We start from the raw sequence: 12,413 nt of genomic DNA, 5'->3' as shown, positions 1-12,413 counted from the left end.
GGGCCGCGGCGCGCAGGGCCAGCGCCTGGCCGTCGCCGCCGGGGAGCGGGCGGGGGACGTGCGCGGCCCGCCGCATCTCCAGCACGGCCTGCCGCTCCGCGTCGGTCACCTCCGGCCGCGGCACGACCCGGTCGCCCAGCCGCGCGGCCAGCGCCCGGCCGTGCTCGCGGTGCGCGTCGGCCGCGGCATCGGCGCCGGCGAGCGCGGCGAACAGCTCCGGGCACCCGCCGGCCAGCCACAACCGCACGGGCAGCCCGGCGAGCCGGAGCAGCACCACGGGTTCACCCACGGCCCGGCTCCGACGTGCCCAGGGCCTCGGCCAGCAGCATCTGGCGCTCGGCGGACAGCGCGGCCCGGTTCCAGTGGAAGACGACGTGGAACGCGAGCGCGTGCCGGGGACCCGCGCCGGTGTCGCGGCCGTCGAAGAACCCCGCCCGCCACCGCGCGCCGACGTCCAGTGCCCGCTCCCGGTGCCGCGCCACGACCTGCCGCGCCCAGTCCGGCAACGACCCCACGAGCCGGTCCTGGTCCTGCCACAGCAGGCGGATGCCGCGCACCGCGGTGTCGAGCCCGGGTTGACCGCCCACGCCGTCCGGCAGCCGCCGCCCGGCCTCGGAGCGGACCCGGTCCCACACGTCCCGGTCCTCCCACCCGACGACCGACAGGCCGTCGAGCACCGCCCGCACCATCGCCAGCGACACCACCCACGCCGGCACCCCGCCGCGGTGGTGCACCCGCAGCCAGGCCAACGAGTCCGCGGTGAACAGCTCGTGGGCGTACGGCATCGAGGACCGCCCGCCGAACAACCCGGCCTCCGCCTCGTACACCGCGGGCACGACGGTCCTGGTCACGCCGCCGGCGGCCAGTCGGTCCGCCCAGCGCAGCACCCGCTCGCGCAGCGCCTCGCGCCCGCCGGGCGGCGCCTGGAACCGGACCCGCAGACCGGGTTCCTTGTGCATGAAGAAGAAAGCGGTCGCCGCGCCGCCGTCCAGCAGGTCGCGCGCGAAGTCGTGCAGCTCGCCGCACAGCGGGGCGCGGTGCTCCGGCGCGGGCGACAGTCCGACCTGGACCCACCGGCGCTCCCGGGCGGGCGCCGCCAGCGCGCCGAGCCCGGCGGCGAGGAACGCCCGCTGCGCCTCGGCCAGCTCCGGGTCCGCCGGTCCCGGGTCGTTCCCCTCGATCATCCGCAGGCACCCGGCGAGCAGGTCCGCCAGGGGAACCGACCGCTCGCCCACCGGTACGGCGGCAACGCGCGGAGGAGCGACCCGGGCCGAAGTTCGGGACAGGAGGCCAGGCGACATCTCACACCCCTACGTAGGTTGTGTGACGGGGAATACAGCGTTGACGCGGCCTTGAAACGGCGTGCTCCGACCTTCACTGCATCGGGTGGGTTTCTCACTCGGTCGGGAATACGAGGATCACTCGACCGATGAATTGACCCGCCGGCGCCCGTCGGACGGTCACGATGGCGGCGCGCACCGACCGCGCCGCGGCCCGACACCCGGGAGGGTGAGGCGACCCGACTGGCTGGTCGGGGATCCGAGCGCCGAGCAGGCGCTCGACGGGATCGGCGAGGTTCTTCTCGTCGGGGAAGGGGCGCCGCACCCGGGCGGGCACGCGCTCGTCGACGAGGGGTCGCGGGTCGGCTACCGGATCGGCGCGCACGGCGGCGCGCCGGACCTCGCCCCCGTCGCCGAAGCGGTGTTCGACGGGTCGGGCGAACCACCGGCCCCCGTGGTCCGCGAGCCGGGCGGCCCGCCGGGGTCGGCGACGGTCGGGGCCCGGGAGGTCAGGCCCGCCAATCCGCGCCGCTCGTGACCTCTTCGCCGCCACCGAGGTGGAACAGGCTGGCGCGGGCGGCGATGAGGGCGGCCCTGGTCGCGTCCACGTCGCCCGTCACGGCGTGGGTGAAGGCGTTGCCCAGGTAGCCCTGGGCGATCTTGAGCACGCCGCGGCGGTCGTGCGCGGCCAGGCCCGCCAGGTCGCCCTGGACCGGGGCGACGGTGAGGGCGAAGTCGGTGAGCATGGGCTCCAGGGCGTCCGCGCGCGCGGTCGGGGGCAGCGCGGCGATCGCGGCGTCCACGGCGGCGGTCAGCACCGGGAGGGGGTCGCGCTCCGGGCGCGGGCGGCAGACCGTGGCCGATCCGGCGCGCGTCTGTTCCGGAACGGGGACCGACTGCTGGTCGAAGCTCACGTGGTGAGCTTAGAGAGGCCGTCGAAGCCTTGCGCGACGTGCATCTGCACGTGCACCCGCACGGGCTAACACCGGCCGCGCTGATACGGCTTCAAAACCGCTGTGACCTCGGTGTCCGCACCCGGCGCACCGGTCCGAAACCCACGCGGACGTGTCGGGACCGCGCCTCGCTGCCCGAGCACCCGGCGGTGGTCGACGCCGTCCACTCGACCCCGACGCCGCCGAGACGGCCGTGGGCGGCGTGGTCGAGGCGGACCGGGCCGGGAAGGGCCGCACCACTTGAGAGCCAACGCCACCTGAGAACAGGCACCACCGAGAACAGGCACCACCGAGGACCGCTCCCCCGGTGCGCGCGGAAGTCGACCGTCCTGCGCACGCCGGGCGGCTCGTCCGCTCACCGGTCGCGGTGATCGAACCTGGCATAGATTGAGTTCCATGAGTGGCGATGCCTCACTTTCCGCGGCCGAGAAGACGCTGAGCGTCCTGGAAGCGCTCGCCGACCACTCGCGCATCGCCGACATCGCCGATGCCTCCGGGCTGCCGAAACCGACCGTGCACCGCATCCTCCAAACCCTGGTCCAGCGCGGTTTCGCCCGCGCCGACGGCCAGGGCGGCTACCTGGGCGGCCCGCGCATCCTCAGCCTCGCCGGGCGCTTCCTCCAGCGCCTGGACATCACCGAGCACGTCCGCCCGACGCTGCGCGACCTCCAGGAGCGCACCGGGTGGACGGTCCACTTCGCGCTGCTGTCCGGTGACGAGGCGGTGTACGTGGCCAAGCTGGAGGGCGTCCGGCCCTACCACCTGGCTTCCCGCGTCGGCATGAGCCTGCGGCTGCACTGCACCTCCATCGGCAAGGCGATCCTGGCCGCGCTGCCCGACGACGAGGTGCGGGCGCTGGCCCGGCGCACGGGGCTGCCCGCCCGCACCGGGCGCACCATCACCGACGTGGACGCCCTGCTCGCCGAGCTGACCGAGGTCCGGGCGCGCGGTTACGCCGAGGACCACGAGGAGAACGAGGCCGGGGTGCGCGCGATCGGCGCGGCCGTGTTCAACCACACCGCCGAGGTGGTCGGCGCGGTGTCGGCGGCCTCGCTGGTGGACTTCGCCGAAGCGCCCGGCGACCTGCCCGCGCTGGTGGTGAGGGCGGCCACCACCGTGTCGCGGGCGCTGGGCGCCGACTGAGCTGGGCGCCGACTGAACCGAGCCAGGTGTGTGACCCGCTTCACGAACCGGGCAATTCGTGCCATGGTGAGGACATGGCGATGGAACTCCGTTCCGTCAGGCGGAACACATGAAGGTGACGTCGAGCGAACTCCACAAGCTCGCGGTCCGCGTCCTGCTCGACGCCGGGACGACCCTGGTGGACGCCAAGACCGTCGCCGGTTCGCTGGTGGAGGCGAACCTGGCAGGCCACGACTCGCACGGCGTGCGCCGCCTCGTCGACTACGTCGAGCGCATCCGCGACGGCCGGATCGACCCGCGCGCCCGCCCCGGGGTGGACCACCCGCGCCCCGGCACGGTCGTGGTGCGCGGCAACCGGGCGCTGGGCCGGATCGCCGCCGGTGTCGCGGCCCGCGAGCTGCGGGCGGTGGCGCGCACCCACGGCAGCGGCGTCGCGGTGATCCGGGACTGCAACCACGTGGGCAGGCTGGGCGAGTACGTCGGCTTCCTGGCCGAGCACGACCTGGTCGCGCTCGCGTTCGGCAACGCCGACCCCACCGTCGCGCCCTACGGCGGCCGGGCCCGCAGGCTCGGCACCAACCCGCTCGCCTGGGCCGCGCCGCGCGCCGCGGACCGACCGCCGATCGTGGTGGACTGGGCCAGCTCCGGCGTCGCCGAGGGCAAGCTCGCCCTTTCCCGCGACCGCGGTGAGCGGGTGCCCGAGGGCCTGGTGCTGGACGCCCTGGGCCGGCCGACCACCGACCCCGCCGACTTCTACGCGGGCGGCGCGCTGCTGCCGTTCGGCGCGCACAAGGGCTACGGCCTGAGCGTGCTCATCGAGGTCGTCGGCGGCCTGCTCACCGGCATGGGCATCGGCAGCCTGCCCGGCTACGGCGGCGGGTTCGGCACCGTGCTGGTGGCCTTCGACATCGGCTCCCTCACGCCGGTCGAGCGGTTCCGCGAGCAGGCCGAGCTGTTCTGCCGCGAACTGGCCCGGACCCCGCCGTCCGAGGGCAGCCAGGAGGTGCTGGTGCCGGGCGAGCCGGAAGCGCGCACCCGCCGCGCCCGGCTGCGCGACGGCATCCCGATCGCCGAGGAGACCTGGCGCGAACTGCACGCCCTGCTCAAGACCGGGGAGGGGAGGGCATGACCGGGACGACCGGGCACGAGCCCGCGACCGACGGGCGGCGGCTGCGCCGCGTCGTGGGCGCGTCCGTCGTGGGCACCGCCCTGGAGTGGTACGACTTCTTCATCTACGGCTTCGCCGTGACGCTGGTGTTCAACGAGCTGTTCTTCGTCACCGAGGACCCCGCGACCGGCGTGCTCGTCGGGTTCGCCACCTTCGGCGTCGGCTTCGCGGTCCGACCGCTGGGCGGCTTCCTGTTCGGGCACCTGGGCGACCGCATCGGCCGCCGGTCGACGCTGGTGCTGACCACCCTGGTCATGGGCGTCTCGACCGGGCTGATCGGCCTGCTGCCGACCTACGGGTCCATCGGCGTCGCCGCGCCGATCCTGCTGACCGTCCTGCGGATGTGCCAGGGCCTCGGCGCGGGCGCGGAGTTCGGCGGCGCGTCCACGCTGCTGGCCGAGCACGCGCCGGCGCGCAGGCGGGGCTTCTTCACCTCGTTCGCCCAGACCGGCGTCCAGATCGGGCTGCTGTCCGGCACGCTGGTGTTCCTCCTGGTCGAGCTGCTGCCCCGGCAGACCGTGCTGGACTGGGCGTGGCGCATCCCGTTCTGGTTCAGCTTCGTGCTGATCGCGGTCGCGCTCTACGTGCGGTTGCGGGTCGACGAGTCGCCGGTGTTCCAGCGGATGGCCGCGCAGCGGACCACCGTGCGGCTGCCCGTGTTCGACGCGCTGCGCCGCTACCCCCGCAACTTCCTGATCGGCATCGGCGCGCACATCTGCGACACCGCGATCGTCTACATCTACGCCACCTACAGCCTGGCCTACATCACCAAGTCGCTGGAGCTGCCCCGCTGGGTCGGGCTCACCGGCGTGGTGCTGTTCGGCGTGTTCGTCATCGCGCTGCAACCGGTGTACGGCGCGCTGTCCGACCGGATCGGGCGGCGCCCGCTCAACCTGTTCGGCGTGGTGTTCACCGCCGCGTTCGCGTTCCCGTTCTTCCTGCTGCTCGACACGCGCGAGCCGGTGCTGATCTGGGTGGCGCTCGTGGTGGCCACCTCGTTCGGCCTGGCGCCGATGATCGCGGTGCAGCCCGCGTTCTACGCCGAGCTGTTCGGCGCGCGCGTCCGCTACACGGGGTTCGCCGCCTCCCGCGAGATCGGCGCGGCGCTGGCCGGGTTCTCGCCGCTGGTGGCCGCCGCGCTGGTCGCCCAGGCCGGTGGTCGGGGCTGGCTGGTGGCCGTGTGGATGATCGGGACCGCGGCCGTGTCGTTCGTGGCGTTCCTGCTGTCCGCGGAGGGCAAGGACGTCGACATCACCGCCCCCGACGTCGCGGGGGTGTCGCCCCGGTGAGCAGGCCGCGCCTGTCCGCCGCCCGGCTGCCCGCGCCGCTGGCGGCCGACCTGCCCGACGGCGGGGTCGGCATCGTCCACCTCGGCCTCGGCGCGTTCCACCGGGCGCACCAGGCGGTGCTGACCCAGGAGGCCATGCGCGTCGAGCCGGGGCCGTGGGGCATCTGCGCCGCGGCCCAGCGCGGCGGGCGGGTGCGCGACGCGCTGGCCGAGCAGGACCACCTGTTCACCGTCACCGAGCGGGACGCGGCCGGCGAGCGGCTGCGCGTGGTGGGCAGCGTGCGCGAGTCCCTGGTGGCGGTCGCGGAGGCCGACCGGTTGGAGGAGGCGCTGGCCGGGCCGGGCACCCGGGTGGTGACGCTGACCGTCACCGAGGCCGGGTACCGGCACGACGCGGTCACCGGGCGGCTGCGCGACGACGACCCGGACGTGGCCGCCGACCTCGCCGGCGGGCCGCCGCTCACCCCGGTGGGGCAGCTGGTCGCCGGGCTGCGGCGGCGGCGCGAGCGCGGGCACCCCGGGCTGACCGTCATCTCCTGCGACAACCTGCCCGACAACGGCAGGCTGGTCGGCGGCCTGGTGCGCGAGTTCTGCGACCGGCGCGGCGAGACCGGCCTGACCGACTGGGTCGAGGAGCACGTGCGGTTCCCCTCCAGCGTGGTGGACCAGGTCGTGCCCGCCACCACCGACCGGGACCTGGCCCGGGTGGCCGAGGCGCTGGGGTTGGAGGACCGCGCCGCGGTGGTCGGCGAACCGCACCGCAGGTGGGTGGTCGAGGACGACTTCGCCGCCGGGCGGCCCGCCTGGGACGCGGTGGGCGCGGAACTGGTGGCCGACATCGCGCCGCACCAGGCCGCGAAGCTGCGACTGGTCAACGGCACCCACTCGGCGCTGGCGCACCTGGGCCTGCTCGCCGGGTGCGGGAGCACCGCGGCGGCCCTGGACCGCCCGGAGTTCGCGCGCTACGCCGAGCGCCTGCTGCTCACCGAGACCGGCCCGTCGCTGCGGCGCTTCGGCGCCGCGCCGGGCGGCCGGGAGGTCGAGGCGCTGCTGAACCGGCTGGCCAACCCCCGGATCACCCACCGGCTCGACCAGATCGCCCGCGACGCGCCGCGCAAGCTGCCGCAGCGCCTGCTCGACCCGGCGGTGGACCTGCTGGTGGTCGGCGCCGAACCGCGCCTGATCTGCCTGGCGGTCGCCGGTTTCCTGCACCAGCAGGGCTTCCCCGCGCTGCCCCTGCCGCTGCCGCTGCGCCAGTCGCGGGTGTTCCGCCGGCTCATGGCCGACGCGGTGCGCCGGATCGACCAGGACGGGGTGACCGCCACCCTGAGCCGGATCGGGAGGAACTGATGGAGCTGCGCGGGAGCGTCGCCGTGGTGACCGGGGGCGGCACGGGCATCGGCCGCGCCACCGCGCTGGCCCTGGCCGGGGCCGGCTGCCGCGGCGTGGTGGTCACCTGGTCCCGCTCGGAGGCCGACGCGCGCTCCACCGTCGCCGACCTGGCCGAGGCCGGGTGCGAGGCGGTGGCCGAGCGCGTCGACGTGGCCGACGACGAGCGGGTGCGCGCGCTGGCCGAGCGGGTGCGCGACCGGTTCGGCCGGGTCGACGTGCTGGTCAACAACGCGGGCACCACGCGGGCCGTGCCGCACGCCGACCTGGACGCGCTCACCGACGAGGTGTTCCACCACGTGCTCGACGTCAACGTGGTCGGCCCGTTCCGCGTCACCCGGGCGTTCACCGGGATGCTGCGGGCCTCTCGCGGCGCGGTGGTCAACATCGCCTCGATCTCCGCCTACCGGGCGGGCGGGTCGTCCATCGCCTACGGCGTGAGCAAGGCCGCGCTGGCGCAGCTGACCCGCAACCTCGCCGCGGCGCTCGCGCCCGAGGTGCGCGTCAACACCGTCTCGCCGGGCACGGTGGCCACCCGGTGGCAGACGGGCCTGCACGGCGAGGAGGGCTTCGCCGAACGGGCCGGCGCCGAGCGGCGGACCGTGCCGCTGGGCCGCACGTCGGGGCCGGGCCACGTGGCGCAGGCGGTGCTGGGCGTGCTGGCGATGGACCAGGTCACCGGTGAGTCGGTCATCGTGGACGGTGGCAAGCACGTCGTGTACTAGACCCGCACGGGTGACCGACTTGTCAGGCAAGTCGTCACTTGCCTATTGTGGGGGCCATGGCGGACGACCTCTTCAAGGCGCTGGCCGACCCCACCCGCCGGCGCATCCTCGACGGGCTGGTGGAACGCGACGGCCAGACGCTGTTCGAGATCTGCGCACGACTGTCGACCCGGCACGGCTCGGAGCTGACGCGCCAGGCGATCAGCCAGCACCTGGCCGTGCTGGAGGCGGCGGACCTGGTCCGCTCGCGCCGCGAGGGCCGCTACAAGTTCCACGACCTGAACACCGAACCGCTTGAGCAGATCGTGACGCGATGGCTCAGGCCCACACCACCGGAGAACACCGCATGAGGATCCACCTGACCAGCGTCTTCGTCGACGACCAGGAGAAGGCGCTGGGCTTCTACACCGACGTGCTGGGCTTCGTGAAGAAGACCGAGGTCCCGCTGGGGACGGACCGGTGGCTGACCGTGGTCTCGCCCGAGCAGCCCGACGGCGCCGAACTGCTGCTGGAGCCCGACCGCCACCCCGCCGCCAAGCAGTACAAGCAGGCGCTGCTGGAGGACGGCATCCCGGTCGCCGCGTTCGCCGTGGACGACGTCCGCGCGGAGTTCGACCGGCTGCGCGGCCTCGGCGTGGTGTTCACCCAGGAGCCGCTGGAGATGGACACCGTCGTCACCGCCGTGCTGGACGACACCTGCGGCAACCTGATCCAGATCGTCCAGCACAAGTAGGACCGGTTCGGCCGCCGGGGGGCGGTCGGCGGGGGGCGGTCGGCGCGACGCCGTCGTGCCGCCGCTCCAGCCGGGCGCGGTCGATGCGCGCGGCCCGGGCCGCCCACCCGGCGGAGCCGGCGCGGGTCGTGGGCGGGACCGTGGCCGCGCCGGTCAGCCCGTCCCGGTCGACGGCGGCCGGTGGTGCCCGTAGGGGACGGCCTCGACCAGGGTGACGCGGACCGTGCTCCCGCCGGGCACCCGGTAGGTCCGCTGCTCGCCCGCTCGTGCGCCGACGAGCGCGGCGCCCAGCGGGGACTCCGGGGAGTAGACCTCGATCTCGCCGTGCTCGACGGCGCGCATGCCCAGCAGGAAGGTCTCGGCGTCGCCGGTGTCGTCGTAGCGGACGGTGAGGACCATGCCGGGTTCGGCGACCCCGTCGTCGGGCGGGTCCTCGCCGACCACGGCGTTGTTGAGCAGGTCCCGGATCTCGCGGATGCGTTCTTCGCGCTGCCCGCGCAACGCCGGGCCGTGCTCCTCTGTCGCCTCCGGGGCGGTGCCGGTGGCGAACAGGTCGGCCAGTTCGGCGCGCAGCCGTCGGTGGGCTCCGGGCGTCAGCCAGACGGGCCGGGCGCCGGGGCGGGTGCTGGTCATGGTGTTCCTCGCGGTGGGGGTGAACGGGTGGGTGCCGCCAGGGCGGCCGGGGATGGACCGCCCTGGCGGCGGAGGTGTCCGCGTCACCGGGCGACTGGGACGGCACCGGCGCCGCGGACGCGGTGGTGGACTGGACAGGCCTCGATCGGCTGTGGTCGACCGGTCAGGGCTCGACCGGTCAGGGCTCGCTCGGTCGGCGGCGGCCGAGGATCACCTCGACGTCGTGGGCGTAGCCGTCGGCGATGCGGGTGAGGACGTCGCGCTGGACGCGCAGGAACGCGTTCTCCGCGCGCAGCCAGGTCAGCTCCTCGCGTTCCTCGTCGGTGAGCGGCCCGGTGGGCTCGGTGGTGTCCACGTGGCGCCTTAGCGCAACGGGCCGAACGCCCGCAACGCCCCGGGCTGCTTGCCGGTGGTGATCCGCGCCGGCCGGGACAGCCACGTCCCGGTGGCCACCTCGGCGTGGACGGCGGCGCCGTTGCGCGGGTGGACCGTGACGCCCCTGCGGCAAGGGCGGATGTCGTCGACCTCGACCAAGCGAATCGTGGTGCCGCGGGCGACCACCGACCGGGCCGGCGCCTGCGCGAAGGCGCCCGCGCCGACCACGACCGCCGACCGCGGTCCGCCGTCGATGCGCTCGACGTCGACCATGACCACCTCCACCCGGACGAGCTGCTGTCGGAGCCAGCTTCGCCCGGAGGACCTCCCCCGCCGTTGTCCGCCGCCGTCAATTTCGGGGTGTGGTTTTGTCGGCTCTCGACAACGGCAGGGTTCAGTCGTCCCCGGTCACGGCGAGGTCGATGATCATGGCGAGCCGCTTGCGGGCGTCGTCGAGGTCGAGCGGCGCCACCTCGGCCATCTTGCGCAGCCGGTAGCGGATGGTGTTCGGGTGCACGCCGAGCCGCTCGCCCGCGCGGGCCAGGTCGCCCTGGGACTCCAGCCACGCGCGCAGCGTCGGCACGTAGTGCGTGGCGTGGGACTCGTCGTGGCGGCGCAGCTCCGCCACCGGCCCCCGCGCCGGTGTCCGCCCGGCGCGCGCGGCGGCGCGCAGGCGTTGCAGCAGGATGTCGTCCCACGAGTCGTCGTAGGCCGGGTACGGCGCGTCCGGCGGGCGGGCCTCGTGCAGCGCCAGGCACTCGTCGGCCTCCTGCCTGCTGGCGGGCAGGTCCGTCGCCGAGCCCGTGCCCCCGATGCCCGCGGTCACCGCCACCTGCGCGGGCAGCGCGGTCCGCAGCGCGGCCACCCACTCGCGCGCGGCGTCCGCCCGCTCACCGGGCAGGACCGTGTAGAGGGTGGTGCCGGCCAGGGTGCTGCGCCCCGGCCTGGACCAGCCGAACCCGGTGGTGGCCCGCTCGAAGGCCAGCAGCAGCGCGGCGTGCCGCTCGGCGGCGATGTGCGCCCGGACCGCGATGACCCGCAGCGGCCCCGGCGGCAGGCCGAGCCGGCTGACCACCGTGGCGGCGTCCGCGGTGCCCTCCAGCAGGCGCAGCGCCAGTTCGCCCTCGACCTGGCGCTCCAGGTCCGCGCTGGCCCGCCAGCGCAGCAGGTGCAGCGCCACCGTGCGGGCGCCGTCGGCCAGCGCCGACCGCCGCGCGCCGGTCAGCGGGCCGCCGCAGGTCACCCACACCGACCCCAGCGGCTCCCGGCCGGCGCGCACCGCCACCGCCATCCGCCCGGACAGCCCGTGCTCCGGGTCCGGCTCGACGAACAGCGGCTCGTCGCGGGCGGCCAGGTGGGCGAGCACACCGCGGTCCTCGAACAGCTCCCGCAGCCGCTCCGGTGCCCGCCGGCCCAGGATCGTCTCCAGCCGGGCCCGGTCGGCGCCCTGCTGCGAGCCGGAGTAGGCCAGCACCCGTGAAGACCGGTCCTCGATGGTCACCGCTCCGCCGACCGCGTCGGCCAGGCTGTCCGCCAGCGCGAACAGGTCGGTGGGACCCCGACCGGACTCGGTCTCGCGCCCCTCCAGCACCAGGCCGTAGACCACGCCCGCCAACTGGCTCCACGACACCTCGGGGTCGACCACCAGCACCGCGACGCCCGCGGCTTCCCCCAGCGCGGCGGCCTCGTCCCCGACCCCCGGGTCCCCCGCCCCGCCGTGGACCAGCACCACGCGCGCCCGCGCGGCCACCGCCCAGCCGACGGCCTCCGGCACCGAACCGGCCCCCACCGCCAGGAACACGTCCCCGTCGACCGCGCGGGCGTCGGAGGACTCGTGCATCACGACGCTGCGCAACTCCGTCGACCGCGGCGCCGGGCAGCACGCCAACCGGACCCCGTAGCCACCCAGCACGTTCACCAGGCGGTCCAAGACGATCATGAGCACCCCTGTCCGACGCCGACCGCCCACCGTAACCGTCCGTAGTGGAGGTCGGGTCGACGGGCACGCGGACCGAAGCGAGCGGGAGGGTCCGGCGCCACCGGACCCTCCCGCTCGGACCAACTCGGCTCAGGTCAGCCGGCCCTGCAGGTGAGGGAAGGCCAGTTCCAGTTGCCGCCGTGCTGGATGGTGAAGCCGAAGCTGTTGCCGTTGCCGTTGGGACGGGCCGTCATCACGTTGGCCGATTCCCACGTCGCACTGGTGTTCCAGGTGGCGATGATCCGCTGCGGCGAGCTGACGGTGACCGTGACGACCCAGTTGTCGGTGCCCGAGACGGTCACCTGGCCGTTGAAGCGGTCATTCCACTTCTGGCCCTCGGAGTAGGTCGCGGTGCAGCCGCCGCCCGGGTTCTGCGGGGTGGTGCTGGTCGGGTCGGTGGTCGGGTTCGTCGAACCCGAGCCGCTGTTCAGGACGTTGAGGACGGAGTTGTAGGCGGCCTTCTTGTTGCCCGAGCCGTCGAACAGCAGCGGCGTGCCCGAGGCGCGCCACGAGTCGCTGTCGCGGATGCCCCACACCGTGATGCCGGTGCAGCGGGCCACCGACAGGCAGGCTTGCACGACGCCCTGGTACTGCTGGGCCTGGCTGGAGCCGGAGCCCTCGATGTCGAGTTCGGTGATCTGGACGTCGACGCCGAGGTTGGCGAAGTTCTGGAGGGTGGTGTGGTAGTTGGACGGCACGGGGTTGCCGCTGTTGAAGTGGGCCTGGAAGCCGACGCAGTCGATGGGCA

Annotated in this window: 16 protein-coding genes; 8 read left to right on the top strand and 8 right to left on the bottom strand. The window is 74.8% G+C overall.

Annotated features, from left to right (window positions below; all coding sequences use genetic code 11):
* On the bottom strand, positions 1–289 hold a 289-nt coding region (locus tag ABD223_RS43025), incomplete at its 3' end, for a hypothetical protein (protein WP_344044084.1).
* On the bottom strand, positions 282–1,235 hold the full coding sequence (locus ABD223_RS43020) for a thiopeptide-type bacteriocin biosynthesis protein (RefSeq protein ID WP_344044082.1): 954 nt from the start codon (positions 1,233–1,235) through the stop codon (positions 282–284). The genes ABD223_RS43025 and ABD223_RS43020, both read right to left, overlap by 8 nt.
* Positions 1,236–1,509: 274 nt before the next feature.
* Between ABD223_RS43020 and ABD223_RS43015 the strand changes: the two genes are divergently transcribed.
* Positions 1,510–1,818 carry a hypothetical protein gene (locus ABD223_RS43015; RefSeq protein ID WP_344044080.1) on the top strand — a complete coding sequence of 103 codons (309 nt, stop codon included), beginning with the start codon at positions 1,510–1,512 and terminating at the stop codon, positions 1,816–1,818.
* On the opposite strand, the gene ABD223_RS43010 is transcribed toward ABD223_RS43015, so the two are convergent.
* Positions 1,790–2,194, bottom strand: a complete 405-nt coding sequence (locus ABD223_RS43010) for a hypothetical protein (RefSeq protein WP_344044078.1) — start codon at positions 2,192–2,194, stop codon at positions 1,790–1,792. The genes ABD223_RS43015 and ABD223_RS43010 overlap by 29 nt on opposite strands.
* 435 nt (positions 2,195–2,629) lie before the next feature.
* On the opposite strand from ABD223_RS43010, the gene ABD223_RS43005 reads away from it, so the two are divergent.
* The 7 genes from ABD223_RS43005 (at position 2,630) to ABD223_RS42975 (ending at position 8,679) form a co-directional block, all read left to right on the top strand.
* Positions 2,630–3,376 carry an IclR family transcriptional regulator gene (locus ABD223_RS43005; RefSeq protein ID WP_344044076.1) on the top strand — a complete coding sequence of 249 codons (747 nt, stop codon included), beginning with the start codon at positions 2,630–2,632 and terminating at the stop codon, positions 3,374–3,376.
* Positions 3,377–3,485: 109 nt separating this feature from the next.
* Complete coding sequence (locus ABD223_RS43000; RefSeq protein WP_344044074.1) at positions 3,486–4,505, top strand: Ldh family oxidoreductase; 1,020 nt, start codon at positions 3,486–3,488, stop codon at positions 4,503–4,505.
* Positions 4,502–5,833: an MFS transporter gene (locus ABD223_RS42995; RefSeq protein WP_344044072.1), complete on the top strand. Its 1,332-nt coding sequence runs from the start codon at positions 4,502–4,504 to the stop codon at positions 5,831–5,833. The genes ABD223_RS43000 and ABD223_RS42995 overlap by 4 nt, the downstream gene beginning before the upstream one ends.
* Positions 5,830–7,182 (top strand): mannitol dehydrogenase family protein, encoded by a 1,353-nt coding sequence (locus tag ABD223_RS42990; protein WP_344044070.1) that lies wholly within the window; start codon positions 5,830–5,832, stop codon positions 7,180–7,182. Before ABD223_RS42995 ends, ABD223_RS42990 begins: the two co-directional genes overlap by 4 nt.
* The gene (locus ABD223_RS42985; RefSeq protein WP_344044068.1) at positions 7,182–7,946 is read left to right on the top strand and encodes an SDR family NAD(P)-dependent oxidoreductase; all 765 of its coding nucleotides are present in this window, start codon (positions 7,182–7,184) and stop codon (positions 7,944–7,946) included. Before ABD223_RS42990 ends, ABD223_RS42985 begins: the two co-directional genes overlap by 1 nt.
* A 56-nt stretch (positions 7,947–8,002) precedes the next feature.
* Positions 8,003–8,296 (top strand): ArsR/SmtB family transcription factor, encoded by a 294-nt coding sequence (locus ABD223_RS42980; RefSeq protein ID WP_344044066.1) that lies wholly within the window; start codon positions 8,003–8,005, stop codon positions 8,294–8,296.
* Positions 8,293–8,679 (top strand): VOC family protein, encoded by a 387-nt coding sequence (locus tag ABD223_RS42975; RefSeq protein WP_344044064.1) that lies wholly within the window; start codon positions 8,293–8,295, stop codon positions 8,677–8,679. The genes ABD223_RS42980 and ABD223_RS42975 overlap by 4 nt, the downstream gene beginning before the upstream one ends.
* 153 nt (positions 8,680–8,832) lie before the next feature.
* On the opposite strand, the gene ABD223_RS42970 is transcribed toward ABD223_RS42975, so the two are convergent.
* From ABD223_RS42970 to ABD223_RS42950, 5 genes are all read right to left on the bottom strand, one after another.
* Positions 8,833–9,312: a GreA/GreB family elongation factor gene (locus ABD223_RS42970; RefSeq protein WP_344044062.1), complete on the bottom strand. Its 480-nt coding sequence runs from the start codon at positions 9,310–9,312 to the stop codon at positions 8,833–8,835.
* Between the two features lie 178 nt (positions 9,313–9,490).
* Positions 9,491–9,667 carry a hypothetical protein gene (locus ABD223_RS42965; protein ID WP_344044060.1) on the bottom strand — a complete coding sequence of 59 codons (177 nt, stop codon included), beginning with the start codon at positions 9,665–9,667 and terminating at the stop codon, positions 9,491–9,493.
* An 8-nt stretch (positions 9,668–9,675) separates the two neighbouring features.
* Complete coding sequence (locus ABD223_RS42960) at positions 9,676–9,960, bottom strand: hypothetical protein (protein WP_344044058.1); 285 nt, start codon at positions 9,958–9,960, stop codon at positions 9,676–9,678.
* 121 nt (positions 9,961–10,081) lie between these two features.
* Positions 10,082–11,626, bottom strand: a complete 1,545-nt coding sequence (locus ABD223_RS42955) for a PucR family transcriptional regulator (RefSeq protein WP_344044056.1) — start codon at positions 11,624–11,626, stop codon at positions 10,082–10,084.
* A 134-nt stretch (positions 11,627–11,760) separates the two neighbouring features.
* On the bottom strand, positions 11,761–12,413 hold a 653-nt coding region (locus tag ABD223_RS42950; RefSeq protein WP_344044054.1), incomplete at its 5' end, for an endo-1,4-beta-xylanase.

Source organism: Saccharothrix xinjiangensis (assembly GCF_039527585.1).
Classification (GTDB): domain Bacteria; phylum Actinomycetota; class Actinomycetes; order Mycobacteriales; family Pseudonocardiaceae; genus Actinosynnema; species Actinosynnema xinjiangensis.
This window is presented reverse-complemented; position numbering and strand designations above follow the sequence as displayed.